The organism is Bombella saccharophila (genome assembly GCF_026385475.1).
Classification (GTDB): Bacteria; Pseudomonadota; Alphaproteobacteria; order Acetobacterales; family Acetobacteraceae; genus Bombella; species Bombella saccharophila.
The window spans coordinates 1-24,553 of sequence record NZ_JANIDW010000002.1 but is presented as its reverse complement, the minus strand read 5'-3'; the positions used below and the strand labels follow the sequence as shown (position 1 = coordinate 24,553).

30 protein-coding genes and 1 tRNA gene are annotated in these 24,553 nt (G+C 51.8%); 18 read left to right on the top strand and 13 right to left on the bottom strand.

The window, feature by feature from the left end; genetic code table 11:
* Positions 1-120 precede the first annotated feature (120 nt).
* The 8 genes from NQF64_RS04390 to NQF64_RS04355 form a co-directional block, all read right to left on the bottom strand.
* A complete protein-coding gene (locus tag NQF64_RS04390) occupies positions 121-1,782 on the bottom strand; it encodes an ArnT family glycosyltransferase (RefSeq protein ID WP_266106615.1) in 1,662 nt (553 codons plus the stop codon).
* Between the two features lie 24 nt (positions 1,783-1,806).
* Entirely contained in the window at positions 1,807-2,568 is a 762-nt protein-coding gene (locus NQF64_RS04385; protein WP_099026643.1) for a glycosyltransferase family 2 protein, read from the bottom strand.
* An 11-nt stretch (positions 2,569-2,579) separates the two neighbouring features.
* Positions 2,580-3,080, bottom strand: a complete 501-nt coding sequence (locus NQF64_RS04380; RefSeq protein ID WP_266106614.1) for a F0F1 ATP synthase subunit B family protein — start codon at positions 3,078-3,080, stop codon at positions 2,580-2,582.
* Positions 3,070-3,654: a F0F1 ATP synthase subunit B family protein gene (locus tag NQF64_RS04375; protein WP_099026645.1), complete on the bottom strand. Its 585-nt coding sequence runs from the start codon at positions 3,652-3,654 to the stop codon at positions 3,070-3,072. Before NQF64_RS04375 ends, NQF64_RS04380 begins: the two co-directional genes overlap by 11 nt.
* A gap of 11 nt (positions 3,655-3,665) precedes the next feature.
* Positions 3,666-3,893, bottom strand: coding sequence for an ATP synthase subunit C family protein (locus NQF64_RS04370; protein ID WP_018979931.1), 228 nt, complete (start codon positions 3,891-3,893; stop codon positions 3,666-3,668).
* Between the two features lie 58 nt (positions 3,894-3,951).
* Positions 3,952-4,701 (bottom strand): F0F1 ATP synthase subunit A, encoded by a 750-nt coding sequence (locus NQF64_RS04365; protein ID WP_266106613.1) that lies wholly within the window; start codon positions 4,699-4,701, stop codon positions 3,952-3,954.
* On the bottom strand, positions 4,679-5,038 hold the full coding sequence (locus tag NQF64_RS04360) for an AtpZ/AtpI family protein (protein WP_180794209.1): 360 nt from the start codon (positions 5,036-5,038) through the stop codon (positions 4,679-4,681). The genes NQF64_RS04365 and NQF64_RS04360 overlap by 23 nt, the downstream gene beginning before the upstream one ends.
* A gap of 143 nt (positions 5,039-5,181) precedes the next feature.
* Complete coding sequence (locus NQF64_RS04355; protein WP_266106612.1) at positions 5,182-6,714, bottom strand: TSCPD domain-containing protein; 1,533 nt, start codon at positions 6,712-6,714, stop codon at positions 5,182-5,184.
* 227 nt (positions 6,715-6,941) lie between these two features.
* Here NQF64_RS04355 and mlaD point away from each other — a divergent pair, with 227 nt between their 5' ends.
* The 6 genes from mlaD (at position 6,942) to NQF64_RS04325 (ending at position 12,371) form a co-directional block, all read left to right on the top strand.
* Positions 6,942-7,505: an outer membrane lipid asymmetry maintenance protein MlaD gene (gene mlaD, locus NQF64_RS04350; RefSeq protein WP_099026649.1), complete on the top strand. Its 564-nt coding sequence runs from the start codon at positions 6,942-6,944 to the stop codon at positions 7,503-7,505.
* Positions 7,502-7,771 carry a hypothetical protein gene (locus tag NQF64_RS04345; RefSeq protein ID WP_180794210.1) on the top strand — a complete coding sequence of 90 codons (270 nt, stop codon included), beginning with the start codon at positions 7,502-7,504 and terminating at the stop codon, positions 7,769-7,771. Before mlaD ends, NQF64_RS04345 begins: the two co-directional genes overlap by 4 nt.
* Positions 7,761-8,429 (top strand): DUF2155 domain-containing protein, encoded by a 669-nt coding sequence (locus NQF64_RS04340; protein ID WP_266106611.1) that lies wholly within the window; start codon positions 7,761-7,763, stop codon positions 8,427-8,429. The genes NQF64_RS04345 and NQF64_RS04340 overlap by 11 nt, the downstream gene beginning before the upstream one ends.
* A gap of 92 nt (positions 8,430-8,521) precedes the next feature.
* Positions 8,522-9,052 (top strand): disulfide bond formation protein B, encoded by a 531-nt coding sequence (locus tag NQF64_RS04335; protein ID WP_099026651.1) that lies wholly within the window; start codon positions 8,522-8,524, stop codon positions 9,050-9,052.
* Between the two features lie 32 nt (positions 9,053-9,084).
* Entirely contained in the window at positions 9,085-11,121 is a 2,037-nt protein-coding gene (locus tag NQF64_RS04330) for an NAD(+) synthase (RefSeq protein ID WP_266106610.1), read from the top strand.
* Between the two features lie 467 nt (positions 11,122-11,588).
* A complete protein-coding gene (locus NQF64_RS04325) occupies positions 11,589-12,371 on the top strand; it encodes a hypothetical protein (RefSeq protein WP_266106609.1) in 783 nt (260 codons plus the stop codon).
* Positions 12,372-12,475: 104 nt separating this feature from the next.
* Here the strand turns inward: NQF64_RS04325 and NQF64_RS04320 are convergent.
* From NQF64_RS04320 to NQF64_RS04305, 4 genes are all read right to left on the bottom strand, one after another.
* Positions 12,476-12,550, bottom strand: a tRNA-Gln gene (locus NQF64_RS04320).
* Between the two features lie 73 nt (positions 12,551-12,623).
* A complete protein-coding gene (locus NQF64_RS04315; protein WP_266106608.1) occupies positions 12,624-13,286 on the bottom strand; it encodes a TetR family transcriptional regulator in 663 nt (220 codons plus the stop codon).
* Between the two features lie 72 nt (positions 13,287-13,358).
* The gene (gene proC, locus NQF64_RS04310) at positions 13,359-14,171 is read right to left on the bottom strand and encodes a pyrroline-5-carboxylate reductase (RefSeq protein ID WP_266106607.1); all 813 of its coding nucleotides are present in this window, start codon (positions 14,169-14,171) and stop codon (positions 13,359-13,361) included.
* Positions 14,172-14,193: 22 nt separating this feature from the next.
* Entirely contained in the window at positions 14,194-14,478 is a 285-nt protein-coding gene (locus NQF64_RS04305; RefSeq protein WP_099026655.1) for an accessory factor UbiK family protein, read from the bottom strand.
* 152 nt (positions 14,479-14,630) lie between these two features.
* On the opposite strand from NQF64_RS04305, the gene rfaD reads away from it, so the two are divergent.
* The 9 genes from rfaD (at position 14,631) to NQF64_RS04260 (ending at position 21,265) form a co-directional block, all read left to right on the top strand.
* The gene (rfaD, locus tag NQF64_RS04300) at positions 14,631-15,611 is read left to right on the top strand and encodes an ADP-glyceromanno-heptose 6-epimerase (protein ID WP_266106606.1); all 981 of its coding nucleotides are present in this window, start codon (positions 14,631-14,633) and stop codon (positions 15,609-15,611) included.
* A complete protein-coding gene (gene lgt / locus NQF64_RS04295) occupies positions 15,608-16,435 on the top strand; it encodes a prolipoprotein diacylglyceryl transferase (RefSeq protein ID WP_266106605.1) in 828 nt (275 codons plus the stop codon). The genes rfaD and lgt overlap by 4 nt, the downstream gene beginning before the upstream one ends.
* Positions 16,432-17,226 (top strand): peptidoglycan editing factor PgeF, encoded by a 795-nt coding sequence (pgeF, locus tag NQF64_RS04290; RefSeq protein WP_266106604.1) that lies wholly within the window; start codon positions 16,432-16,434, stop codon positions 17,224-17,226. Before lgt ends, pgeF begins: the two co-directional genes overlap by 4 nt.
* A gap of 105 nt (positions 17,227-17,331) precedes the next feature.
* A complete protein-coding gene (locus NQF64_RS04285) occupies positions 17,332-17,961 on the top strand; it encodes a 50S ribosomal protein L25/general stress protein Ctc (RefSeq protein ID WP_099026658.1) in 630 nt (209 codons plus the stop codon).
* 15 nt (positions 17,962-17,976) lie between these two features.
* Positions 17,977-18,546 (top strand): aminoacyl-tRNA hydrolase, encoded by a 570-nt coding sequence (pth, locus tag NQF64_RS04280; RefSeq protein WP_266106603.1) that lies wholly within the window; start codon positions 17,977-17,979, stop codon positions 18,544-18,546.
* Between the two features lie 81 nt (positions 18,547-18,627).
* Entirely contained in the window at positions 18,628-19,722 is a 1,095-nt protein-coding gene (gene ychF / locus NQF64_RS04275) for a redox-regulated ATPase YchF (protein ID WP_099026660.1), read from the top strand.
* Positions 19,723-19,812: 90 nt separating this feature from the next.
* The gene (locus NQF64_RS04270; protein WP_407651819.1) at positions 19,813-20,400 is read left to right on the top strand and encodes a nicotinate-nucleotide adenylyltransferase; all 588 of its coding nucleotides are present in this window, start codon (positions 19,813-19,815) and stop codon (positions 20,398-20,400) included.
* Complete coding sequence (gene rsfS, locus NQF64_RS04265) at positions 20,393-20,782, top strand: ribosome silencing factor (protein WP_099026661.1); 390 nt, start codon at positions 20,393-20,395, stop codon at positions 20,780-20,782. Before NQF64_RS04270 ends, rsfS begins: the two co-directional genes overlap by 8 nt.
* A gap of 27 nt (positions 20,783-20,809) precedes the next feature.
* Entirely contained in the window at positions 20,810-21,265 is a 456-nt protein-coding gene (locus NQF64_RS04260; protein ID WP_266106602.1) for a 23S rRNA (pseudouridine(1915)-N(3))-methyltransferase RlmH, read from the top strand.
* A 45-nt stretch (positions 21,266-21,310) separates the two neighbouring features.
* Here the strand turns inward: NQF64_RS04260 and NQF64_RS04255 are convergent, their stop codons facing one another.
* The gene (locus NQF64_RS04255; RefSeq protein ID WP_266106601.1) at positions 21,311-21,958 is read right to left on the bottom strand and encodes a CHAP domain-containing protein; all 648 of its coding nucleotides are present in this window, start codon (positions 21,956-21,958) and stop codon (positions 21,311-21,313) included.
* A gap of 412 nt (positions 21,959-22,370) precedes the next feature.
* Between NQF64_RS04255 and NQF64_RS04250 the strand changes: the two genes are divergently transcribed.
* From NQF64_RS04250 to NQF64_RS04240, 3 genes are all read left to right on the top strand, one after another.
* Complete coding sequence (locus tag NQF64_RS04250; protein WP_407651806.1) at positions 22,371-23,018, top strand: MBL fold metallo-hydrolase; 648 nt, start codon at positions 22,371-22,373, stop codon at positions 23,016-23,018.
* A 162-nt stretch (positions 23,019-23,180) separates the two neighbouring features.
* Entirely contained in the window at positions 23,181-23,558 is a 378-nt protein-coding gene (locus tag NQF64_RS04245) for a DUF192 domain-containing protein (protein WP_266106599.1), read from the top strand.
* Positions 23,555-24,529, top strand: a complete 975-nt coding sequence (locus tag NQF64_RS04240; protein ID WP_266106598.1) for an SDR family NAD(P)-dependent oxidoreductase — start codon at positions 23,555-23,557, stop codon at positions 24,527-24,529. The genes NQF64_RS04245 and NQF64_RS04240 overlap by 4 nt, the downstream gene beginning before the upstream one ends.
* The last annotated feature ends 24 nt before the right edge of the window (positions 24,530-24,553 follow it).

The window sequence follows — 24,553 nt, the reverse complement described above, 5'->3', positions numbered from 1 at the left end:
TCTTATGCCGGTAAAGCGTCTCATGAACGGACCCTATAACAAATTTTTGTTAAAAGCGAGGGGGAGGAGGAAGAGGGTGTAAGATTTTGTCTATGATTTTGGGTGGTTTTAGAAGATAAATTATTCATGGGCTGCATAAAGGCGAAGATGCATTTTTCGACCATTGGAATAATTAACCCCTTCAAATTGATCATAAAGAATCAAGGTTGTTCCAAATTGGGCGAATGTTTTTTGGAAAATAGGCTCATCTCGTTTGTCTATGAGGGCGAGAGCACAGCGGGCGTTATCATGTAGGGTTTGTGCTGCTTGTATGGGGGAGAGGCTATGTGTTGCTCCCCCTGTAAGGAAGATAAGGCTTGGTTCTTTATAAGAGGGGGAGAGTAAGGGGCTCTCTTGGCAGGGGCGGAGCTGCTCAAAACTGCGGGCAATATGAGGGGCAAGTTGGATACTATTGAGATGGGGGATTAAACAGAGGAACACGCCCATCTCACTTATCAAGGCGGCTCCTATGGAGCAGTAAGCGCCTTCACGCCAGCGTTGTTTCCATAATAACCATCCAGTGGCTGCTATTAATGGGAGGCTACCGCATAGTGGGAGGTAGGTATCGGTAAAAATGCGGCCTTCCATGTGATAGAGCAGCAAGGGGACTGCCGCTGATAAGAGACACCCAACACCCAGCCAGAGAGAGGCATAAACCCCAAGGCCTAAACGTGCCCATAATGTACGAAGTGGGATAAAAGGCCATTTTAGTAGGCTTGCTGCGGTGAGGATGGCGATAGCAGGATAGGTGGGAAGAACGTAATGGGGCAGCTTGGTTGCTAAACATTCAAAAAACAACCAATGGGGAATAATCCAACAGAGGAGGAAGGTTGTATTTGTCTGATGCCGTCTTTGCCAGATGGCCGGAATGGCACGTACGACATATAAAGCGCAGGGCCAGAAGGCGAATAGGAAGGTAAGTACATAATAACCGGGGGGGAAGCCATGTGCTTCTTGCGCGTTAGCGACTTTCCCGAGCAAATTATGCCCTATGGCACGGCGGAAGAATTCACCATGGCTGACCCAAGCAATGCTAAGGCACCAAGGAAGCACGATGGCTATGCTGATCATCCATCCCCATCGGGGTTGTAATTGTCGCCACACAGCGAGGCTGCGTGTGGTTAGACATAGGGCAAAGAGTGTCCCAAAGCTTGGAATGAGGATGATAGGGCCTTTGAGCATTAACCCAATGCCTAAGCCGCACCAATAAAGGCATGAATAGCGAGCGGGTGTTTTGCGTCCCGCGCGAGCATCGTCAAAATGGCGGAGGAGAAGGGCTTGTACGCATAAAATATTGAGGAGGAGGACACTATCAATCGTGGCCATCCGGCTTTCCGCCGTAAAAAGGGGAGCAACAAGGAGAAAGCCAGCAGCTAACAGCCCCGTATGTTTGTCAAAAAGACGTGCGCCAATCCATGCTGTGAGAAGAATGCTGCCTATGCATGCGAGGAGGCTGGGGATTCGATAAGGCCATGCCTTATGGCGTAATGTGGTATTGTGCGTGATAAATTCTACTGTTTTGACAGCTCCAGCCTCCAACCAATAGATGCCGATTGGTTGATGATAGCGAGGTTGGTCTTGGAAGCGGATATCAAGAAAATTACCTGATGCAAGCATTTGCGCGGTGGCTTGCATATAGCGGGGCTCGTCCCTGTCTAAAGGGGGGAGGCTGAGCCGCCCTGGTAGGGCTACGAGGAAAGCGACCAAGCCGAGCAGAATATAATGACGGAAAGAGAGGGTCATGAAGAAGCTGGGCTTGTAGGGAGGTCAGAGTTCTATAAACGGTGGGGGGCGGTGCGTCCGTTTGCGGAGCCACAATACGCCTAAGAGGTCTCGAATACCAACAAGAGCGCGATTCATATTATTATATTTGGAGTAACCATGCAGCCGCGCGCGATGTTGTGTGGCTATACAGATGAGAGGAGCACCATAGCTTTGCATCAAAGCGGGTAGGAAACGGTGCATACCCTCAAAATGGGGCAGGGAGAGGAATAACTCCCGCCGGAAGAGCTTTAGAGGCCCACCTGTATCGGGACAATTATCGTGTAGCAGCCGTTGGCGGAGGGTATTTGCAAACCATGTGGCAAAACGGCGGGAAGGGGGATCGCGTCGTTTACAACGAACCCCAACAACCAGCGGGAAGGGGGCATTATCTTGTTCTGTGGTTTCGTATGGCTGGACGGCCAAAAGCATAGTCTTAATAAAGGCGGGGTCATCTTGGCCATCGCCATCCATGGTTGCGATCCATGGAGCACGCGCAGCACGGATGGCCGTACGCAGTGCTGTGGATTTCCCTAAACGGTTAGGGTGCGCTAGAATGCGCAAATTGGGAAGCAGATGAGCCCTAGCTTCTAAGAGTTTTTGTTGGGTGTTATCTGTGCTGCCATCATTAACGAAAATAACTTCCGCCGAAGGGAGCTCTTTTAAAGCAGAGCGGATCTCTTCGCAGACAGGCAGAATATTGTCGCATTCATTAAAAACGGTAACAACGACAGCCAGTAAGGGACTGTATGGCTTACTGGCTGTCATTATGTCGTATCTTATGCAGCTTTATCACCAAGGGCCTGCGGAAGTTGTTTTAATCCATCGGTGATGAGCTTATGGGCAAGGTCGGTATCTTCCGTAATTTGTTGACGAAGGATATCCTTTGCCGCAGCAAGGGCTAGAGCCGTCGCTTGCTCACGAATATCACGGAGAGCCATTTGCTCGGCCACATGGATGCGCTCGCGGGCCATTTTCTCATGCCGTGCGACCATATCATCCACATCACGTTCAGCTTGAGCACGCAGATTTTGAGCCTCTAGGCTGGATGACGCGATGAGTTGCTGTGCCTCTTCCTGCGCGTGTTTGAGATCACGCTTAGAATCTTCAAGCATTTGCTCTGCTTCACGCCGAAGGCGCGTTGCCTCATCTAAGTTTTTGCGGATTTCATCTGCGCGTTCATCAAGCTTGGAGGTTATAACCGCCCATAGCTTCCGTCCGAAAATGACAAAAAACAGAACGAAGGCGAGAGATGACCAAAAGCGGGGTTCATGCAACATGATCATCTCCTGTAACGTGAGCGCGCTCTACAGCAGAAGCGATCGTTTGATGATCGGCTTTGCCGACGAGATGCTCCACAAGTGCGGTAGCCGTACTCGTAGCAATCTCATTAACATGGCTGAGAGCTTTGCTGCGGGATAGCGCGATGCGAGACTCGGCGTTCTGAATCTCTGCGTTAAGGCGTGCCATTGTTTCGTGTACCTGCTGTTGAATATTCTTTTTAGCAGAATCACGAATCTCTTGGATGATGGCATGAGCGTCATCAAAAGCTTTATCTCGGGCTTCACAGAGTTCATGCTGGGCTTGGTCCGCATTTTGCTTAGCACGGCGGGCAAGGTCCAAGTCGCTTTTGATGCGTTGATCACGTGCTTTGAGCACATTAGCGACACGCGGCAGCGCAGAACGGCTCAATAGCAAGTAGAATATGAAGAAGATAATGGCACCCCAGACCACCTGGCCCTGTACGTAAGGGTCATTAAAGTGGAGCTGGGGCATGCCTTCTGCCACGGCCCGGCCCGGCAAGGCCGCAAGGGGGGCAGCGGCAGACAGGAGGAAACGAGGCGTAAGGCGCATTGGTCCTGCCCTCAGACGAAGAGAATAAGGAAGGCGATTAGCAGAGCAAAGAGAGCGATAGCCTCTGTCAGGGCGAAGCCAAGCATACCCAGGCCGAACACATGCGGACGGGAAGCGGGATTGCGGGCGATGGAGTTTACCAAAGCAGCAAAGATGTTACCGATACCAGCACCAACACCGGCGAGAGCAATCACGGCAAGACCGGCACCAATCTCACGAGCGGGATGAAGAAGATCCATGGTTCAGCTTCCTTTATAAGGACAGGACAAAGAGAAACGTGGAGACATATCGCCCATGTTAATGAGCAACAGCCTCACGCAGGTAAATGCAGGTAAGGATGGCAAAAACATAAGCCTGTAAAAGCCCTACCAGCAGCTCAAGTGCCGTCAAAGCAATGTTGAGTACAACAGGGGTAATTGCCAGCACATCGCCGACAACGCCAAGACCGGCAAGCATGATCGTAAAACTTGCAAAAACCTCCAGCAACACATGCCCAGCAACCATATTCGCAAAAAGACGAATGGATAGGCTGATAGGCCGGGAGATGTAGGAGAGGATCTCAATAGGGACAAGCAGTGGAGAAAGAGCCATCGGGGCTCCCTCGGGCATGAAGTGCTTAAAGAAATCCAACCCTTGAACCCGTAAAGAGGTCACGATGCAGAGGATGAACACGGCCATTGCCATCGCCAGCGTAACAACAATATGGCTGGTGAAGGTAAAAGAGAAAGGCAACAGGCCGATGTAATTCCCCGCGAGGATGAAAAAGAAGAGCGCAAATACAAAGGGGAAAAAGTTCGTTCCAGCTTCTCCGATAGTATCGACGGCTAAACCGTGGATGAAGTCGTAGCTTACTTCAGCCGCAGCTTGCAGACGGCCCGGGACAACAGCCTTGGGTTTCATCCCGATATAAAGGAATGCCAACACAACAGCGGCAGAGATCACCATAAATAGCGGGGATTGGGACAGCTTCAGTGTCTCACCGAAGGAACCCAAAATCGGATGCAGTTCAAACTGCCCGAGCGCGTCAATCTTCGATCCGCTGGCCACGCTGGTCTCTCCCGTTTTTATGTGCCCCCGTAGCAGGGACATCTGAAACATTCACAATACGCCAAACATTCCGAAAGCCGGCTGCCATGCCAAGCATGGTGAACACAATCATAAACACAGGCTTGCGTCCTGTCCATTGGTCAAGTTCATAACCAATACCTAAACCGACGACAACACCAGCAATAAGGTCGCTTGCAATACGGAAGGCCATTCCCAATGCAGAATCTTCGGATAAGGCAGCTGTTTTTTTGGGGGTGTTTTTTGGGGTCAGCTTTTGCTCCATATGAGCAAGGCGCTCATCAAACTGGCTAGCTTTGGTTGTGTCGTGGTGACTCACGCTACAATACCCCAAAACGCCCCGCATTATTGCGGGCCGAATGGAAGAAGCTAGACAGGGCTACGTCATTCTGTCAACGCTGCGCATGCATCCCTCCTGCCCGCTGAGCGAAGAGCTGTTAATTTCCTGTGGAAAATCAGCCTTTAACTTACAAGACGTAACGTGTGATTTTTAGAGCGGGATGATGGTTTATGCTGCTCCGGGCCAAATGGAAGCATAGGGGGAGCTTTGGGCTCATCATGGGGCTCTGCTGGGGCATCGGGCATGCGCTGGCCTAGATAAGCATCCGATAACGCACGGAAGGCATAATCCAGCATGGATGTTGCATAACGAGCAACATCATCGCCCTCAACCGTGCCGCACGCACCGAAGCGAGAATAAGCAAATTGCTCCACAAAAGTATTTAAAGGCACGCCACATTGCAGACCGATGCTAACAGCCTGACTAAAACATTCCATAAGGCCCCGTGCCATGGGGCTTTCACGCGGTGGGGTAAGGGAGAGCGCGGCGAGGCTGCCATCTTCAAATTCGCTCGTTCTCATAAAGAGGCGATGCCCACCAATGGAGGTGCGTTGGCTAAATCCACTTTGGCGCATTGGTAAGGGGCGGCGGACGCCACGGCCTAGCTTATCTTTTAGGTCATCTATTTCAGGCTCTGGTAAAGCAGGGAGATGATCACAAAAAGGAAGGACAGCCTCATGCATACGAGCATGAGCTTCCGCTCCTGCGGGATGAAGGGGGTTTTGCCCATCTAGCACAAGGGCTAAGGCAGATTCTGGCGAAAGCCCTTTATGAGCAAGGCGGTTTAAGGTGGAGGCCCGTAAGGTACCATTAGGGCCGACAAGCGAGAAGATAGGCCCGATGCCACAGGCTTCGACATCTAAGAGAGCATCAACCGCCCCGGGGGTGGAGAAGCCTGTCTCAAGAGGGGCAAGGCCTGTGATACCCTGCGTTGCGCTGCTAATGGCTATGGCTGTTTTTTCGATATCTGGAAATTGTGGGCACTCAAAACATGTTGCTGGCTTTGAGGTGCCCGAATGTGTGATGAGGCGCGTAAGCTGGCTTATGGCCTTTGCAAAATCACGCCCTTCTGGGCTGTCATAATCCATACCGAGAGCAGCAAGGCAGGCATCAAGGTCGGTCAATAAGAGGAGGCCAACAGGGGTATTATCGTGATGGAAAGGGGCTGGGTCATCAAAAAGGGGCAATTCCCCGCTACGATAAGGCCGTTGCGCTGCGTCTAAACGTCTCAGACTATCGCAAGCGAGTTTTAAGCAGGCGGCGAAATGTTCAGTGGCGAAAAGACCATCTTGTACAAAGCTTGATAATTTAACGATAAAACCAGCCTGCTCGTCGGGGTCAGCACGCCATAAAGCGGCATTGGGAGCCATATGTTGCATAAGGAGCAAGCAGGACAGGCTGCGCCCAATGGATGATGTTTCCTCTGCACTATGAGGCAAGGGTGGTGTGGAATCTATGAGGTCAACCCATCGTGCAGCTTCGGTAGCAAGGCGGAGTGCCCCGCCCTCCGTTGTCGTGAGTTGGATGAGTGCCTGAGCGGCATCATCACTCCATACAGAGGGAATGGTGACCGAACGCAGGTTTGCGCTGTCCGGGTCTATGCTTGTTTGTAGCGTTCTCATATGAACGCCATTCCAGTGAAGATGCGCTTTCATAGGGTTAAATTTAGTGGGGAACTTGTAAGGAGGGAACCATCATCAAAAGGGGATAACGGGCATAAGCTGCTGAGAAAGCGGGGATATAGGGGATAACTTTTTAGCGGTGAGGGGTAGAGAAAAAAATAGCAGCATATGTGCATGGTATTGGACGTAGCACGTGGAGTCCGCTAGAGCGTTAGAGATCATGCTATGTGTAATGGGTTTATGGCAGGAAGGGGAATGTAATGGCTTTGGGTAGCGCGGGTGATATGTCTATAAGGCGAACAGGGCGAGACCGGCTAGAGCTTGTTGTCGGACTAGTGGCAGTGGCCATATTAGCTGTATTGATTGTTATAGCCTTTATTGGGCGGCAGCATCCGCAGGACCAAGGTTATCCACTTCATGCTGCTTTTAGTCATATTGATGGGCTAGGCGTAGGCTCCGACGTACGTCTAGCGGGTGTGACGGTTGGCCATGTGCGGCATTTGCAGGTGGACCCGCATAATTTTCAAGCAGATGTTACCTTCACAGTTGCGCCGAATATTCAATTACCTGCTGATAGTGGCGCCATTATTACCTCGGACTCCTTATTGGGGGGGAAATATATCGCTCTTACCCCAGGGGGGGAGACGTCTATGCTTAAGGCAGATGGTGTGATTGGGGAAACGCAAGGGGCGATTAGTTTGGAGCAACTCCTGAGCAAGTTTATTTTCTCCGTCACAGATTCGTTGCAGAAAAAGACACCACCTAGCGCAGCGCCCTCCGCAGGGAGTGATGCTGCCCCTGCGCATGTGGCTCCAGGACCGTGACATTACCTTTAGAAGCACAAGAATGGCTCGATGGTGGTGGTCTGCCTATTCATTGTACGAGCAAGTTGCGTGTTCTGCGTGAGAATGAAGAGGAATTAAGGCAGGTTATAAAAGAGGCTTGCATGGATGCTTTACTGATGGGTGTGGCTCCGGGTTATTTACGCCAGCGTATGGAGCAGCTCATGGCCGAAATGTTGAGTGAAGCCGTAAAGAGTGACAGCAGAGCAGGGGCTGCTGGTGGGGAGGCGTTGGGGAATGATGATTAGTATAGAGTCGGTAAAGCTGCATCTGCGGGGGATGATGGCGTGCCTTGTGGGGAGTGTGCTAGGTGGGGGACTTCCTGCTCTCCATGCTGAGGGTGTGCGTGCTGTAGCCCCTCCTGCGATGTATCCCGCAACAAGTTGGCAGGGGCGTAATCAGGCGGTGATGCGCATTATGCGGCGGTTGGATTCTCATGTCGGGCTTGTCTCGCTGCATGTTGGGGAGGTGGTGCAATATGGCACTTTGTCCTTAACGTTAGAGCGTTGCTTGCAAAAACCTGAAGGCCTTCCCGCCCAAGCCGCAGCGCAGGTAAAGATTGAGGAAAACCAAGAGGCTGGCAGCCCTACATTTGAGGGATGGATGTTTACCAATGACCCCGCTTTAGGGGCTTATGCTGGGGCGTTATATGATGTGCAGGTCGTCTCATGCGATGGTGATGCTGTGGCCCCTATGGTAGGGCCGTTGCCCCATCCATCTGTACCGTCGGTTGCAACAGCAGGGGCCCCACATGTGGAGGCCGATGGCGAGGGCAAGTCCTCCTCTCCCACGGCAGGGCAGAATGTTCATCAAGGGGATAATGGGGCATCTGGGCCCGTCTCTTTATTACCGCCAACACCTGCCCCAGCACCGCAGGCTGGGCAGGGTGAAGGGACGCAGCCCTAAGGGGATGGTGTGAGGGGATGAAGTGCTTTTTCCACCCCATAGGGGTATGGTGGATGGAAGCATCGTGATGTTTATAAAAGAAGGAGAGGGGCATGCTGTTTACGGATAAACAACAGATACGTGCTGTATGGCGTGTTGGAGGGCTTTATATTCTATCCGCCCTCTTTGCTCTTCTTATTGCCTTCATTGCGGAAAATTTCTTGCATATGGTCCCTTGTGAGCTGTGCTTGTGGGAGCGTGGGCCGTGGCGGGTGCTGATAGGGATTGGCGTGTTGGTTCTAGTCTTTTCCCCGCGTTATGCGCGTTGGCTTGCTTGTATAGGGTTGGTGTGTTTGTTGGTGAGTGTGGGGTTAGGTATTTTGCATGTGGGCGTAGAGCATGGGCTTTGGCCCAGCCCCGCGGCGGAATGCCAAGTGACCCCTGTCGAAGCGCATGATTTTAAAGACTGGATGGCACATTTACCCGCTCATCCGACTAAACCTTGCGACCAGCCCGATTACCCGTTGGGTTTGCCTGTGTCACTGACGAGTCTTGCGGCTCTTTATGCGTTTGGTGTGTTTGTTCTCGCACTGTGGGAAACATGGCGGTTATTCCGCTTTGTGCGGCAACAAGTGGACGCATGAGATTATAGATAGCAAGCGCGGGAGAGGCGGTTATGGCTTTAGATGAGTTCTTATGCTTATACCGGCAAGGCTTTGCACGGGTTGCTGCATGTACAACGCCGATTACGCTGGGCGAGCCTCATCATAACGCCATAGTGATTCAGCAATGGTTAGAGCGGTGCCATGAGCAAGCGGTTGCGATTGCGGTTTTCCCAGAATTAGGGCTGACAGGCTATACGTTGGAGGATTTGTTCTTCCAGCAACTGATGTTAGAGCGCAGCCAAGAGGCTTTGTTAGCCTTGGTGGAGCGCACGGCTCACCTCATGAGCGTTGGCATTGTTGGGATGCCATTGCGCTGGGGGGATAGCCTCTATAATTGCGCGGTTATCTTTCATAAAGGCCGTATTTTGGGCGTTGTGCCGAAGATTATGCTCCCACGTTATCGCGAGTTTTACGAAACACGGCATTTCACCAGCGGGGCGGGTTGTTCTGGTACGATCAGGCTTGGTACGCAAGAGGTGCCTTTTGGGGCCGATTTGCTTTTTGAGGCAGAGGATATTGCCGGTTTAACCCTCGGGGTGGAGATTTGTGAGGACCTCTGGGCACCGCAACCACCAAGCGGGGCTTTGGCGGTGGCTGGGGCGACCGTTATTGCGAATCTTTCTGCCTCTCCCGTAACGGTTGGGCGCGCCGAGCATCGCGCTTTATTATGTGCTGCACAGTCTATGCGGACGAGTAGTGCGTATCTTTATGCCGCTGCCACGGTGGGGGAATCGACAACGGACCTCGCATGGGATGGGCAGCTTTTGATTTATGAGGCCGGGGAGTGCCTTGCCCAATCAGACCGTTTTGCCCCGAAAGGGGATATGGTGGTCGCTGATATAGACCTCGACCGTTTGCGGCAGGAGCGACTCCAGACGGGGTATTTCGCATCAACTCAAGCGAAAAACTTTCGCCGGATTCGCTTTGCCGTAAATCCTCCTCTTAAGGATTGGGGGTTAAAGCGTGAGGTGCCACGCTTCCCCTTTGTGCCTTCGCGCCCCGCTTTATGTGAGCAAGATTGCCGGGAAGCATGGAATATTCAGGTCCATGCTTTGTGCCAGCGGTTAAAAGCCGCTCATGCCAAAACAATGATTATTGGCGTGTCAGGTGGGTTAGATAGTGCGCTGGCCCTCTTGGTGGCTGTTAAAGCGGCGGATTGTCTTGGCTGGGAGCGGACGCAAATTATCGCCCGGACCATGCCCGGCTTTGCCACAGGTGGCGAGTCCCTCGCGTTAGCGCATGGCTTGATGGAGAGTTTGGGGGTGCGTGCTGGAGAGCTGGATATCCGGCCGACCGCGCAGGCCATGTTGGCAGCGATTGATCACCCTTATGGGCGTGGCGAAGCTGTATATGACATTACCTTTGAGAATGTACAGGCAGGGTTAAGGACGGATTTTCTTTTCCGTTTAGCCAATCATCATCAAGGGTTGGTCATCGGTACGGGCGATATGTCCGAGCTAGCTTTGGGCTGGTGTACCTATGGAGTCGGTGACCAGATGGCTCATTATAATGTTAATGCGGGCCTGCCTAAGACGCTCATCCAGCATGTGATTCGCTGGGCCTCGGGTCATGATAAGAGCGTATCTCCGGCAGCGCGTGCGGTGTTGGAGTCGATTGTCGCAGCAGAGATTAGCCCAGAGCTTGTGCCGAATCAGGGGCAGGGTGTGCAAAGTACCCAACAAATGATTGGCCCATACGCGTTGCAAGATTTCACGCTTTATTATGTTCTGCGTTATGGATTCGCACCCAAGAAGATTGCCTTCTTGCAATTACATGCGTGGGGCGATGCAAAAAAGGGTGAGTGGCCCCTTAATTACCCAGAGCAAGACCGTATTGCTTATGATCTGCCAACAATCATCCATTGGAGTCGCGTTTTTCTAAAGCGATTCTTTGGCACAAGCCAATTTAAGCGGTCGGCCATGCCTAACGGCCCGAAAGTTGTTGCAGGGGGGAGCTTATCGCCTCGGGGCGATTGGCGTGCGCCATCGGACGGTACGGCGACTCTATGGTCAAAAGAACTTGAATTACTCGAGTCGAACTTATTGTAATTATAAATAGATTTTTAAGAGCATATTGAGTGTTGTATCCGTTTACAGGGACGATAGCTGCCGGAATCTTGCGATTCTCACCCGCAGAATTTGGCGTATAGTTGAGTGCGACATAAAAAAAAGAATCGAAAACAAATTGTTTGTGATTAGTTAATTATTCTGTTACTCATTCATGCGATATGGTGCAGATTGCATTGGCTTTTCTGGCATCTATCTCTCGGTTAGAGGCTTTTGAATTGCCATAATGTTTCCTCAATTCTGACGTGAGGGAGCCATTAAGGTTAGTAATTCTTCCTAGTGCTTAGGAAGGGTGATGAAGCCTCAGTTGAGGGGTAGTTAGTCGCCTGTCTGAGTAAATGTGATCGTGTTGTGTAAGGTGTAGTCTCTTGGCAATTCCAACGATTCCTGGTTCGAATCAGCAGTGTCATGTGTGCCTTCCTGGTCAGGGGGCTCAGTCTCTTGACGCGATGTTCGCAAGCTCATTTCAGTCGCTGCTGGGGCGTTCTGGCCTTGGTGATTATGAAGGTGGGATGTCATCCCTGTCTAATGGTCTGAACAACGGCGTAATTGATTTACGCATGGGGTTCGACGCGGAGGATGATGCACCTCAAGCTAGTTTTCTAGCGGGGCAGGATACTATTTCTGCTGCTGGGGATGGGATTGGTGCGAGTTCTAGCCAGCTTTCGCTTGGTGGGACATTAAGCTTCCTAGGCGGTGTTGGCTCTGGGACTCGTACAGTCGGGGACAATGCTACGATCTTTGGGACGGCCAATAGCGTGTATCATTATGCGCAGCAGGGGACGTCTGGTGAGAGTGTATTCCGCCCTGAGTTTTATGGGAATGCACCAGGGGCTGATAATATCCTCTTCGATGCATCAAATTCTCACCAGTCGCTTGATGCTTTTGCTGGTGTTGGGGATACAATCAAAGGTGGGACTGCTGCCGATACAATTTCGGTGCAGAACACAGTTGATGGAACAAATGCTGGTGCGACGTTGAGTGGTGGTAGCGGGTCTGCCAATCTCTTCCAATTCCTAAATAATAAGGGTGGTCATTACACCATCGCTGATTTTGGGAAGGCCGCTGGCAATCAGGTTGGGCTTAAAGCTACCCAGCAAGAGATTGGTCAGATGTTGGAGCATCAGACTATCACAGGTGGTAATGTGACGGTTGATCTACCGAATGATCAGGGTCAAATCACCTTCTTGGATCAGCAGCAGCTTCATCCAAAAGACTTCCACAAATTCTGATAAAAATCGCCCCTTTAAAAGGGGCGATTTTTTATAGAGTAGTGCATAAAACGCCGCCCTCTAAAGAGGCGGTATTTTTTTGTTTGATTATCTAGGGAAAATATTGGCTGGGGCGGGAGGATTCGAACCTCCGCATGGCGGAATCAAAATCCGCTGCCTTACCGCTTGGCTACGCCCCAACGCTGGCCCCCTTATTATCCTGAACGGAAGGATGGGTAAAGAGCGGTTAAGATATTTTTTTTATCTTAGTTCTTATAGGGTCTCATCCTCATCTTTGGAGATAATGTGGTCGGGCAAGCCTCCCTCTGCATCTGCGGGGGCATCGACAGGATGAGCGTTTGATGCGCCTTTGAGCAAGCTTAGCCGTTCCGCACGGGTAAGGGCTTGGTCAAGTGTTTGCATGGTCGCAGAGAGATCCGGCGAATTATCTTTTTCCCAACTGACAAGGGCACGAGACCATAAGGCGAGTAGAGCATTTTGGCGGATGATGCCCCCTAAGCCGCGGCACTCTAGCCCGGCTGCATCGGCAATCCAGCGTAGGCTCTCCATAGTCGTTGCAGCGAGGAAGGCTGCTAGGGCTGGGTCACGGGGGAGAGTGTGCATGACAGCGCATAGGCCCGGGCGATAATCCTGCATCGCATCAAACCGGCGCATGAGGAGGTCAAAAAGTCGGTCCCGTACGGTTGTGCCATAGCTTTCCCCGCAGAGGGCGGCCTCATCAATTTGGCGATTCAGGCGTAATAAAACCATCGCTTTAAAGGGGAAGCGTTGGCGTATACGGGCGAGGGGTAACCCCGCCTCGCGCGCTGCCTCTACGAGGGAGGTACGCTGCCAACCATGCTGTTGAGTAAGCTGTAACGTGGCATCAATCATCGCCCTGTCAAAAGAAGGGTCGTGGGGGGAATTGGTCATCATTATGCGTTTTATGCCTAAGCGTGTGAGATGGACCGATAGAGCGGGTTATGTTCCACCGGTCCGATGGGATGGTTAATCATCAAGCTCGCGTGAGCGTTTAATTGCAGCTTTGGCCGCTTCAGGGATGAGGCGTGGCCAATGCTCTTCCTTCATAAAGACGCTTAAAGCCGCAGCGGTTGTGCCGTTGGGGCTGGTGACGTTTTTGCGGAGTGTTTCTGCATCTTCAGGAAGTTCATGGAGCATCTTGCCAACACCATAAATCATGCCGCGGACAAGAGCACGTGAAGCATGAGCGTCTAAGCCGAAATCTTGCCCGACTTTCTCCAGCAATTCAGCAAGGTAGAATATATAAGCCGGGGCAGAGCCAGCAATGGCAATGACGGTACGGAGGTCCTCCTCATGCGGGACGGGGACAACGGTACCCACTTGTTCCATCAAGCGGATAGCGAGGTCCTTTTGCACTTGGCTGACATGGGGGGAGGCATAAAGCCCCGTTGCCCCAGCCCCAACGCAGGATGGCGTATTGGGCATGGTGCGAATGACAGGCATATCCGCACGGCCACACCAGCTTGCTAGTTTTTCGCAGCTCTTACCAGCCATGACAGAGAGGAGAGCTGTATGATTCATCCGCTCGCCCAAAACGGTTTTAAGGGATGAGAGCATCGCCTCTGCCCCCGCAGGTTTAACGGCCAGCACGATAATATCGGGTTTTACGTCAGGCGTAATCTCCTCTGGCGTGCGGAAGATGGTGCATCCTGCTGGGGCGTCTTGGAGCTTGCGGTCCAGGATAAAGATGCGTGGCGGGATTGGGCTGCTCACCCACCCACGCATAAGAGCCCCGCCCATTTTGCCGCAACCAACGAGAAGAAGTGTAGGGATGGTCATAACGAATTCCTAAAGGGGTGGATTAACGCTGTGAGGGAGGAGCAGTAAGGCTTTGCTCTAACTCGTCTAAGCGGGCTTCTAACGCAGCGAGGCGATGCTCGGCCTTTTCTTGGGCGAGGCGAGCGTGGCTTGCCATTTCTTGCACGGCCTCAAACTCATCACGGCGTACAAGATTGAGGGAGAAAAGAATCTCGTTAATCTGGCTGCGAATAAGCGTATGAATCTCCTCGCGTACACCAGTCGCAGCAGAGAACGCCGTCCCAGCAAAGCCGGCTATATCGTCAAAAAAACGGGGGCGTGTAGCCATATGATCAACTCCTTTATAGGTGGTCTTTTAAAACGGACCTATCTGTCTGTCGCAATTCTTTCAGAAGCAAAGGTAGGTCTGTCAACCAATTCTCCCTCATTTCTGTGCGTTCTTATGTTGGATGCCGCTTTCTACCAGACTATACAGGAAGAATGATTATCGTCACCGGTGGAGCCGGATTTATTGGGTCTTGTCTGCATCAGGCTTTGTTTCAGCAGGGGCGGCGGACTGTTATTGTGGATTATCTTCACGACCAAGGCAAATGGCGTAACCTTGCTACGCACCCTCCTCATTGCATTGTCCCACCAGAGGGCTTAACGGCGTTTTTGGCAGAGGCGAAGGGGGTGGAGGCTGTCATTCATATGGGGGCCATTAGCGAGACTACAGCGCGGGATGGTGACCTTGTATGGCAGAGTAATGTTGCTCTCTCTCAGCAGTTATGGCGGTGGTGTGCAGAGCAGGGAGTTCCCTTTCTCTACGCATCTTCCGCAGCGACCTATGGCGCGGCAGACCAACCCGCCCTCTTTCAGGATGGGTTGGAGTCTATCGAGGCACTCCAACCACTCAATTTATATGGCTGGTCTAAGCACGCGTTCGACCTCTGGGTAAAGCGGACGATAGAGGCAGGCGAGCCTACTCCCCCGCAATGGGCGGGGTTGAAGTTCTTTAACGTCTATGGGCCGAATGAATATCATAAAGGGCGGATGATTTCGGTCATTAAGGTAAAATATGATGAGCTCATGGCTGGCAACCCTGTGCGGCTCTTTCAATCAGATAAACCCGGCTTAGCCGATGGCGAGCAGAAGCGGGATTTCATCTGGGTTGGGGATGTGGTGAAGGTGCTGCTCTGGCTGCTGGAGCATCCTACAGTCAGTGGGTTGTTTAACTGCGGGACAGGGCAGGTACGCTCTTATGAATCCCTTGCGCGGGCTGTATGCGATGCGGCAGGGAAAAGGGTAAATATAGAGTATATCCCCATGCCAGAAAGCTTACAGGGGCAGTATCAATCTTTTACGCAGGCGGATATGAAGGCACTGCGTAAAGCGGGGTATGATGCACCCTTTACCAGCTTAGAAGATGGTATCCGCTGTTATATTGAAGATTATCTGGCATCAGGAAGGCCGTATTTGTGACACAACCGCTTATCTTTCCGGGGTTGGACCCGGTGGCGTTTCATTTAGGGCCATTGGTGGTCCGTTGGTATGCGCTTGCTTATATAACGGCATTTCTTATAGCCTTACCTATCGCACGGAAGTTGGTTCAATTAGGGCCGAAGGTTGCGTCTCGTACAGCGGTGGATGACTTCCTCGTCTATGCCGTGCTTGGCGTATTGGTGGGGGGGCGTTTAGGCTATGTCCTTTTTTATCGCCCTCTTTTCTTCCTGGCTCATCCGTTGCAGATTTTTGCAACATGGCGGGGCGGCATGTCCTTTCATGGTGGGGCAGCAGGGGTCATTATCGCGCTGGCTTGGTTTACGTGGCGGCGGCGTCTGAACTTCCTTGCCTTTGCAGATCGGATTGTCGTGGTGGTGCCCATTGGGTTGGGGCTAGGCCGTTGTGCTAATTTCATCAATGGGGAATTATGGGGCCGGCCTGTAGTCCATGCGGTGCCATGGGCGATGATTTTCCCAGCCGTTGGGCCAGAGCCGCGCCATCCTTCTGAGTTATATGAGGCCCTAACAGAGGGGCTTTTATTATTCATCATTATGTTGATTGCCGTAGGGCGGCCTGTTTTGCGGGCACGAGCGGGCTTTCTCTCTGGCTTGTTCCTTTTTGGTTATGCGTGCGCACGCGCCTTTTGTGAGCTGTTCCGTCAGCCTGATGATAATATCGGCTTCCTTGCTGGGGGCACCACAATGGGGCAGTTGCTCTGTGTGCCTATGGCCATCGCGGGGATTGCGCTGATGGTCTATGCCTTCCGCCGTCCTGCGCAGGAGCGTGATTGGGTAACGTCATGAGTTTGCCTCCGGTCATTCATTCATCTTTATTGCCTGTCCCGCATGGCTTTTGCTTGCGGCAAGGCGGCGTGTCCCGCGCGCCTTATGAGAGTTTGAATGGCGGGGTCAATACGCAGGATGACCCTACCTATGTGCAGGCAAATAGACAGCGTATTGCCGCGCTTGTGGGGGTGGAGGAGGTGCATCTTGCCGCCCTCCAACAAGTGCATGGGGCAGAGGTCGTGACGTTGCGAGGCTCTGAAGATGTGCCGTCCTTCTCTTATGGTGCCTTACCAGAAGGGGACGGCCTGGTGACGGACTGCCCCACCATTGCACTAGGGATTGCCACAGCAGATTGCGCGCCTGTGTTATTTGCCTCGCATGATGGGCGTGTTGTTGGGGCTGCTCATGCGGGGTGGCGCGGGGCTGTAGCTGGTGTGTTGGAAGCTACGGTACAGCAGATGCGCGCTTTGGGGGCCGAGGGGATTCGCGCCGTGATTGGCCCGTGCATTGCGTCTGCTTCTTACGAGGTCGGTGAGGATATGCGGTGCGCTGTATTGGCTCATGATCCCGCTCATGAGTCCTCTGGGGGGAGGTTCTTTACACCGGCTGCACGTACTGGGCATTACCAGTTCGACCTTCCTGCATTTTGTCTTGCGCGGTTAGAGGCTCTTCATGTGCGCGCAGAGTGGGTAGAGCGTGATACCGCAGCGGAAACATGCTTCTTCAGCCATCGCCGGGCCACATTGAGAGGTGATGGGCGAACAGGGCGGCAGCTTTCTATTATTCGAGCAATTACACCATCATCGTGATAAAAAAATTGTCTTTTATGTATTTTTCGGCTAGGGCAGAGCAGCCGTAGGCACCCCTGGAGGCCGTACGGTTATACTCATTTTTAGAACGCAGGAGCGTATAACGTGGCGAAAATAACGACACTGGAGATCTCCCAGCGCGCCAAAGCAGGTAAGGGGGCAGCGCGCGCTACACGACGTGAAGGGCTCGTCCCTGGCGTGGTATATGGTGGTAAGAAGGAGCCGGCCCTCGTCTCCATCGACCCCCGCATCATCATGAAGGAGCTGCATCGCGGTAGCTGGCAGTCCCGCCTTTATCAGTTCAATATTGGTGGTGAGCAAGTTCACGCGCTGATTCGTGATATTCAGTTCCATCCGGTGTCTGATGCGCCGATTCATATCGACTTCCTGCGTTTGGTCCCCGGCCAGAGCGTGCATGTGCAGGTTGGCATCACCTTTACCGGTGAGGAAGACGCCCCCGGCATTAAGCGCGGTGGTGTGTTGAACATTGCCCGTCACTCTGTGGATGTGGAAGTACCTGTTGAGAATATTCCAGAGCATTTCACTGTGGACCTCAGCAAGCTGGACATCAACGACAATGTGCGTTGGGATGACCTCCAAGGTACGGAGCATGCAACACCGACGTTGCATATCCCTAACTTCGTGATTGCCTCTATCGCTCCACCAACAGTGGATGAAGAGCCAGAGGATACTGCTGAGGGCGAGGGTGAAGCCGCCGCAGCTGAGTCCAAATAAAGAGGTTGAACGGTTGTGAAGCTCTGGATCGGACTCGGTAACCCGGGCGCATCAATGAGCCGCAACCGGCATAATATCGGCTTTATGGCTGTTGATGCGATTGCGCTACGCCACGGTTTTAGTCCGTGGCGTAAGCGTTTCCGCGGGGAGACGGCAGAAGGCATGGTCGGGCGGCAGAAGATTCTTCTCCTCAAGCCGCTGACCTACATGAATCTCTCTGGCGAGAGCGTGCAGCAAGCCGCGCATTTTTATAAAATCCCCCTTGAGGATATGACTGTTTTCCATGACGAGTTGGACCTCGCTTTTGGGAAGATGCGCGTCAAGCAAGGGGGCGGTGCAGCGGGCCATAATGGGTTGCGCTCTATGGATAAAGCATTGCCTAGCCCTAATTATTGGCGGGTGCGTCTAGGCATTGGCCATCCCGGTAGCCGGGAGCGGGTGCATGGCCATGTGTTGGGGGACTTCTCTAGCACGGAGCGGCCAGATTTAGAGCGATGGTTAGATGAGCTGGCCGATGCGACTCCATTACTCGCGCAGGATGAGCCAGAAGCCTTTATGACAAAGACAGCTCTGTGGCGGAGCTAAGGTAAATTGTAATATGCGCGTTGCTATGGGATAAAGGCAGACCATAAAACAGCGGCATTTTAGGAAAATGGGAGAGAGTGCATGGGGTTCAATTGTGGGATCGTGGGCCTCCCCAATGTTGGCAAATCCACCTTGTTTAATGCGTTGACGCAAACGGCCTCGGCGCAATCGGCGAATTATCCTTTCTGCACGATCGAGCCTAATACGGGCCGCGTGGCTGTGCCTGATGAGCGGCTAGAGGTCCTCGCTAAAGTGGGGCAGTCCCAGCGTATTTTACCCACGAGCCTAGAGTTTGTGGATATTGCTGGTCTGGTGCGGGGGGCCTCCAAAGGGGAAGGGCTTGGCAATCAGTTCCTTGCGAATATTCGTGAGGTGGACGCCATCATCCATGTGCTGCGTTGTTTTGAAGATGATGACATTACCCATGTAGAGGGTGGTGTGGACCCTGTGCGTGATGCTGACATCATCGAGACAGAATTAATGTTGGCGGATTTAGAAAGCTTAGAACGCCGCAAAACAGGTTTGGAAAAGCGCGCCCGTGGCAATGATCGTGAGGCGAAAGAGCAGCTAGAGCTTATGGAGCCTCTATTAGCGGCGTTGCAAGCAGGCAAACCAGCCCGCACGGCCATCCCTGCGGGGAAGGAGGTCGAAGTTGCGCGCCTTCAGCTCATGACAACAAAGCCTGTTCTTTATGTGTGTAATGTGGAGGAGGCTGCGGCTTCCACCGGTAATGCCCTTTCAGAAAAGGTGAAAAAACGCGCCGAGGCAGAGGGGGCGGGCGTTGTGATTGTTTCTGCGGCGATTGAGGCAGAAGTCAGCCAGCTTGAGGAGGAGGAGCGCATTGAGTTCCTCGATGGTTTGGGGCTGAAAGATAGCGGGTTAGACCGCGTAATTGCTGCTGGCTATCGGCTTTTGGGCCTACAAACCTATTTTACTGTTGGGCCAAAAGAGACACGCGCTTGGACAATCACCGCGGGCACTAAAGCTCCCCAAGCCGCGGCCGTGATTCATAATGATTTTGAGCGTGGCTTCATTGCGTGTGAGACCATCGCTTATGATGATTATGTGACCTATAAAGGCGAGGCTGGTGCGCGTGAGGCCGGTAAATTGCGCGTAGAGGGCAAGAATTATGTCGTACAAGATGGCGATGTGCTGCTCTTCCGCTTTAATGTGTGATTGTTATTGATGAAGGCACAGACCGTTCATCGCTTATCGCGTAAGCGTCCTTTAGGGGCAGCAATGTCGCGATTCGGCGATGGGCGGCATATGCGCATTGGTCTCCTTGGGGGGTCGTTTAATCCAGCGCATGAAGGGCATATTCAACTTGCCCGTAAAGCTTTGGCACATTTGCAGCTAGACCAAGTTTGGCTGATGGTCTCGCCGGGGAATCCGCTAAAATCCCGCATAGGGATGGCCCCTTTTGCGCAGCGTTTAGCCAGTGCGCGGCATCTTGCTGATGGGCGGCGCATCATCGCTGTGGATATTGAGCATCAATTAGGCCAGCATTTTACGGTTAAGACAGTGGCGTTGCTCAAGCAGCGTTTCCCTCATTGTCGTTTTATATGGCTTATGGGGTCGGATGGCCTAGCGCAATTCTCCCGTTGGCGTGGTTGGCGGAAGCTGGCTCATTTGGTCCCCATAGCGGTATTACCGCGGCCGGGGAGTGTCATCCCTGCGCTAAAAGGGCGCGCGAGTTCTGTTTTGCGGCGGTATCGTCATGATGGCAGGAGGGCGTCTCTTTTGCTAAAAGCAGAAGGGGGGCCGGGCTGGACCTTTTTACTAGCCCCTCAAAACGCTATTTCATCAACGGCTTTACGCGCCATTAGGAGTAAAAACGATTATCACCATGACTAAATCCTCCTCCCCTTCGTCTCATGAGGCACGGCTCGCCCGTCTTTTATCCGTCATTACCGAGAGTTTGGATAAGGATAAAGCTGAGAATATTGTCACATTGGATTTAACAGGCCGTGCTGGATTTGCAGAGCGTATGATCATTGCCTCTGGTGTGTCTGAGCGTCAGATTTCCGCTATGGCGCACCATTTAGAAACCCGTTTAAAAGAAGAGTCGCTAGCTCGCCCGCAGATTGAAGGGGAACAAGGGAGCGATTGGGTTTTGTTGGATGCTGGCGATGTTGTGGTACATCTCTTTATGCCAGAAAGCCGGGAGCTTTACGCGTTAGAGCGCATGTGGGGCGGCGATTTTGACCACGCGGATGAAGAAATCGCCGTTGAGTAAGAGACAACAAGGCGTGGGGCATATGGTATGAAACTCATCGCCGTTGGGAAGTTAAAAGCTGGGCCAGAGCAAGAGTTACTCGCACGTTATAGGGCGCGGCTGCGGCCTAAGCTTGAGGTTGTCGAAGTTCCCCAAGGGCGTGGCTCCCCTACTGAACAAAAACGGCGAGAGGCAGAGGCTCTTTTAGCCGCCTGTCCCGATAATGCGTTTGTTATTGTGCTGGATGAAGGCGGCCCGCTGATGGATAGTCCCGTTTTTGCTGCAAAGCTACAGCAATGGCAGGAAACAGGCCGACTTGTGTGCTTCATGATTGGCGGGGCAGAAGGGCTAGATGCCGCTATTATTCAGCGTGCTGATGCTCTTTTCTCGCTAGGCAAGTTGACATGGCCTCATATGCTTGTGCGTGTGATGCTCGCAGAGCAGCTTTTTCGGGCGCAAGCGATTCAAACGGGGCATCCGTATCATAAAGCCGGACGTCCCTAATTTGGAAGCATCCGGCCTTTATGGAGAGTCCGCTTTACAAAAACCTTATTGGAGAGAGCGGCTCGGTGCCTCATCTCCAAAAACCTCACTAGGGATAGATGCAGTCTCTATAGCGTCGTTCTTGGCCAAAACATTACGAATCGGTGCACGAACGGGGCGTGTCCCTTCTGCACGAGCATAAATGAAGCCGTGTGTTGGATAAATGCTACCCAAGCGGCCATCATTACTGGCAAGAGCAACACGTACAGCCGACCAATCATTCGCAGGGGAGACATCCACAACGCGAACATTACGGCTAATTCCGTTAGAGTTCCAATGGGATTGGTCAATGAGGATGGTGCGGCTATCAATCTGTTTGCGAACCACAGCGACATGACCAAGAGGCATACGGCGTGTAGGGCGGAAGCTAAGTACAGCTCCTTCTTCTGGTAATTGCCCGCGGGCATAAAGACCCTCAGCACGCCCCCACCAGTCGCGCGCATTACCACGAATATTAAAATTCGTACTTTGGCGAACATAGGCTACACATTGTATGACATGCCCATGCCCGAAATGATGAGCTGTCTTATGGCCTGCTCTAGCAAGGCGGCCTGTATGACGCGTATGGTGGCGCGCCTCCGCTTTAGGAGCGCAGAATGCCGCGGCAGAAAAAACCAAACATGATAAAAAGAACCGTTGACCAGTGCGGCTCATAATGCATCTTCCCGTTGCTAAAATTGACCGAAAAGGCCTTACTCTATTCAATGATCACGGGGAATATCAGATAAGTTGGGGTTATGGCAAGTTAAATATTAACAAGAGAAGGAGATAAAATCTAAACAGGATTTAATAGGAGTAAATATAAATAATATGGAAACCTTTTTTAATAAAGTATAGATTGAAAAATACTAAAAACACCACAAGAACAAAGGGAATCTCTTATAGAAGGTGATGTATTTTACCCGGTGAGGGTATATCCGGCTGTTTTAAGTGTTAATCTATCGTTAATACTCTAAAGGAGAGTTAGAATTACGTTGAAGGTGAGCTTTGATGAATGGTTTCTTGCCGGGTGTTGCGTAGAATTGTACATAATAATTTACACATAATGTAAATCATGGATGTTTTCATGAAGTTAACGTTGAAGAAAGTAACAGTCACACCGATTCGGCAAAATTGCACTATTTTGTCAAATCAGCTGGGTCGCGCTGTTATTATTGATCCCGGCGGGGAGAGTACGCGGCTTGCGCAAGAGGCTGAGGCCTTGCACGTGGAGGCTATTCTTCTAACGCATGGTCATTTGGACCATGTCGGCGGTGCGGCGGAGCTCAAACGCTTATTGGAGGCGCGCCAGAGCAACGAAGTGCCGATTTTAGGGCCGGTAAAGGATGATTTGTTCCTGCTTCAACATGTTGAAGAACAAGCCGCATCCCTAGGATTGGGAGGGATGAAAAATGTAAAGCCGGATCGCTTTTTAAAAGATAGGGAAGTTTTGTCCTTCTTAGGGTGTGAGTTCGAGGTTGCGCATATTCCGGGTCACACACCGGGGCATGTGGTGTTTTTGCTGCCTGAAGAAAAAATTGCTTTAACAGGGGATACGTTGTTTCGGGGGACTGTCGGGCGGACAGATTTCCCCTACGGGAATGAACGCCAGTTATTGGAAGGTATTTGGGAGCGGCTTTTCTGTCTTCCTGATGAGACAATTGTTTTGCCTGGGCATGGCCTGCCTACCACAATTGGGGAAGAACGCCGGCATAACCCTGCGTTTCAACAGTAAGTGGTTTATTTTGACGAGGGTTAAAAAAGGAGGAAGCGCATGAGATTAAGGGGTTGGGTAGGCCGTTTAGTTCTGTTGATAGGATGTTGTAGCTTGGGGTTTCCTCTTGGATATGCGGAGGAGCCGATAACGCAAGCGCAACCGCCATTACCTTCGGTTTCTTTGACGATTACAGATCACAAAAAGCAGGATTATCTCTTTACTGTAGAGCTTGCTAAAACACCGCGTGAGCAAGAGATAGGGGAGATGTTCCGTAAAGAAATTCCTGCTCATCATGGTATGTTATTTATTTGGCCGGCTGCTCAAGAATCGGCTATGTGGATGAAGAATACTTATGTTCCATTAGATATCATCTTTATAGATGAGCAGAATCGCATTCATGCGATAGAAGAACATACAATACCATTGAGTGAAGGTATTATTAGCAGTCATGGCCCTGTCCGTGCTGTGTTAGAGCTTCCCGCCGGCACCACTGAGTCCATGGGGATTGTAGTGGGCGATCATGTCGTAAGCTCTGCTCTGCCGAGTCCAGTCAAGTGAGAGCATCACGGGCAGCTTTTATAACGGGCGTGGCAGGTTTTATTGGGTCTCATGTAGCACAAGCCTTACTTGCGCGAGGGTGGAGCGTTCTTGGGATTGATACAGAGCAAGCGGCCCCCCCGTTAGTTCCTTTAAGATTGACTTCCTTGCAGGAGGAGGAAAAGTTTCATTACATCAAGATGGATGTGTGTGACCAAGAGGCTCTTACGGCCGTTTTGGCAGAGCATAAAAATATTGATGTTGTGTTGCATTTCGCTGCCCGGGCGGGCGTGCGACAATCACGCATTAACCCGCATGCTTATATAAAAGACAATATAGAAGGCCAGGTCTCGTTATTAGAAGCATGCCGTATTTTACCGCATTTGCGGCATATTTTATATGCCTCCTCTTCTTCCGTATATGGGCCATCTACACCGTTGCCTTTTTCTGAAGCAGCGCGAGTGGAAGGGCAAGCTTCTTTTTATGCAACAACCAAACGGATGAATGAGCTGACAGCGCACACCTACAGCCATCTTTATGGGTTTACACAGACAGCCTTACGTTTTTTTACAGTGTACGGCCCATTAGGGCGGCCTGATATGGCCTGTTATAAGTTCGCTCGTGCCATCCGAGATGGCACTCCCCTAACATTATGGGAAGAGGTAGGCCTTGCTCGCGACTTCACTTATATAGATGACGTCGTAGAGGCCATCCTTTTATTGATGGAGGGTCCCTTAGAAGAAGGGACGAATCGCACCTTCAATATTGGTTATGGTAAGCCTCGTTATGTGGTGGATCTTGTTAGAGGGTTGGAGCGTGCTTTAGCGCGGGATGCTCTTATTCATAAAGCCCCCAAACCCGTTGAAGATGTCTTAACAACATGGGCCGATACAGCATTGCTACGTCAACAAACCTCATGGATTCCGCAAATATCGTTGGAGGAGGGTGTGGAGCGATTTGGGAGGTGGTTTACACAAAATTCACCATTTTGAGAGGAAGGAAAACTTTTTTTCATT

What these genes read in the sequence shown, in the direction of transcription:
- proC (WP_266106607.1), bottom strand. Translation starts at nt 14,171, where the DNA reads ATGACCATCCCTACACTTCTTCTCGTTGGTTGCGGCAAAATGGGCGGG.
- pgeF (WP_266106604.1), top strand. Translation starts at nt 16,432, where the DNA reads ATGAGTTTGCCTCCGGTCATTCATTCATCTTTATTGCCTGTCCCGCAT.
- NQF64_RS04355 (WP_266106612.1), bottom strand. Translation starts at nt 6,714, where the DNA reads ATGAAAGCGCATCTTCACTGGAATGGCGTTCATATGAGAACGCTACAA.
- rfaD (WP_266106606.1), top strand. Translation starts at nt 14,631, where the DNA reads ATGATTATCGTCACCGGTGGAGCCGGATTTATTGGGTCTTGTCTGCAT.
- NQF64_RS04370 (WP_018979931.1), bottom strand. Translation starts at nt 3,893, where the DNA reads ATGGATCTTCTTCATCCCGCTCGTGAGATTGGTGCCGGTCTTGCCGTG.
- rsfS (WP_099026661.1), top strand. Translation starts at nt 20,393, where the DNA reads ATGACTAAATCCTCCTCCCCTTCGTCTCATGAGGCACGGCTCGCCCGT.
- NQF64_RS04325 (WP_266106609.1), top strand. Translation starts at nt 11,589, where the DNA reads ATGTTCGCAAGCTCATTTCAGTCGCTGCTGGGGCGTTCTGGCCTTGGT.
- NQF64_RS04315 (WP_266106608.1), bottom strand. Translation starts at nt 13,286, where the DNA reads ATGATGACCAATTCCCCCCACGACCCTTCTTTTGACAGGGCGATGATT.
- mlaD (WP_099026649.1), top strand. Translation starts at nt 6,942, where the DNA reads ATGGCTTTGGGTAGCGCGGGTGATATGTCTATAAGGCGAACAGGGCGA.
- NQF64_RS04375 (WP_099026645.1), bottom strand. Translation starts at nt 3,654, where the DNA reads ATGCGCCTTACGCCTCGTTTCCTCCTGTCTGCCGCTGCCCCCCTTGCG.
- NQF64_RS04340 (WP_266106611.1), top strand. Translation starts at nt 7,761, where the DNA reads ATGATGATTAGTATAGAGTCGGTAAAGCTGCATCTGCGGGGGATGATG.
- NQF64_RS04380 (WP_266106614.1), bottom strand. Translation starts at nt 3,080, where the DNA reads ATGTTGCATGAACCCCGCTTTTGGTCATCTCTCGCCTTCGTTCTGTTT.
- NQF64_RS04255 (WP_266106601.1), bottom strand. Translation starts at nt 21,958, where the DNA reads ATGAGCCGCACTGGTCAACGGTTCTTTTTATCATGTTTGGTTTTTTCT.
- NQF64_RS04305 (WP_099026655.1), bottom strand. Translation starts at nt 14,478, where the DNA reads ATGGCTACACGCCCCCGTTTTTTTGACGATATAGCCGGCTTTGCTGGG.
- NQF64_RS04270 (WP_407651819.1), top strand. Translation starts at nt 19,813, where the DNA reads ATGCGCATTGGTCTCCTTGGGGGGTCGTTTAATCCAGCGCATGAAGGG.
- NQF64_RS04250 (WP_407651806.1), top strand. Translation starts at nt 22,371, where the DNA reads ATGAAGTTAACGTTGAAGAAAGTAACAGTCACACCGATTCGGCAAAAT.
- NQF64_RS04385 (WP_099026643.1), bottom strand. Translation starts at nt 2,568, where the DNA reads ATGACAGCCAGTAAGCCATACAGTCCCTTACTGGCTGTCGTTGTTACC.
- NQF64_RS04335 (WP_099026651.1), top strand. Translation starts at nt 8,522, where the DNA reads ATGCTGTTTACGGATAAACAACAGATACGTGCTGTATGGCGTGTTGGA.
- NQF64_RS04260 (WP_266106602.1), top strand. Translation starts at nt 20,810, where the DNA reads ATGAAACTCATCGCCGTTGGGAAGTTAAAAGCTGGGCCAGAGCAAGAG.
- NQF64_RS04390 (WP_266106615.1), bottom strand. Translation starts at nt 1,782, where the DNA reads ATGACCCTCTCTTTCCGTCATTATATTCTGCTCGGCTTGGTCGCTTTC.
- ychF (WP_099026660.1), top strand. Translation starts at nt 18,628, where the DNA reads ATGGGGTTCAATTGTGGGATCGTGGGCCTCCCCAATGTTGGCAAATCC.
- NQF64_RS04330 (WP_266106610.1), top strand. Translation starts at nt 9,085, where the DNA reads ATGGCTTTAGATGAGTTCTTATGCTTATACCGGCAAGGCTTTGCACGG.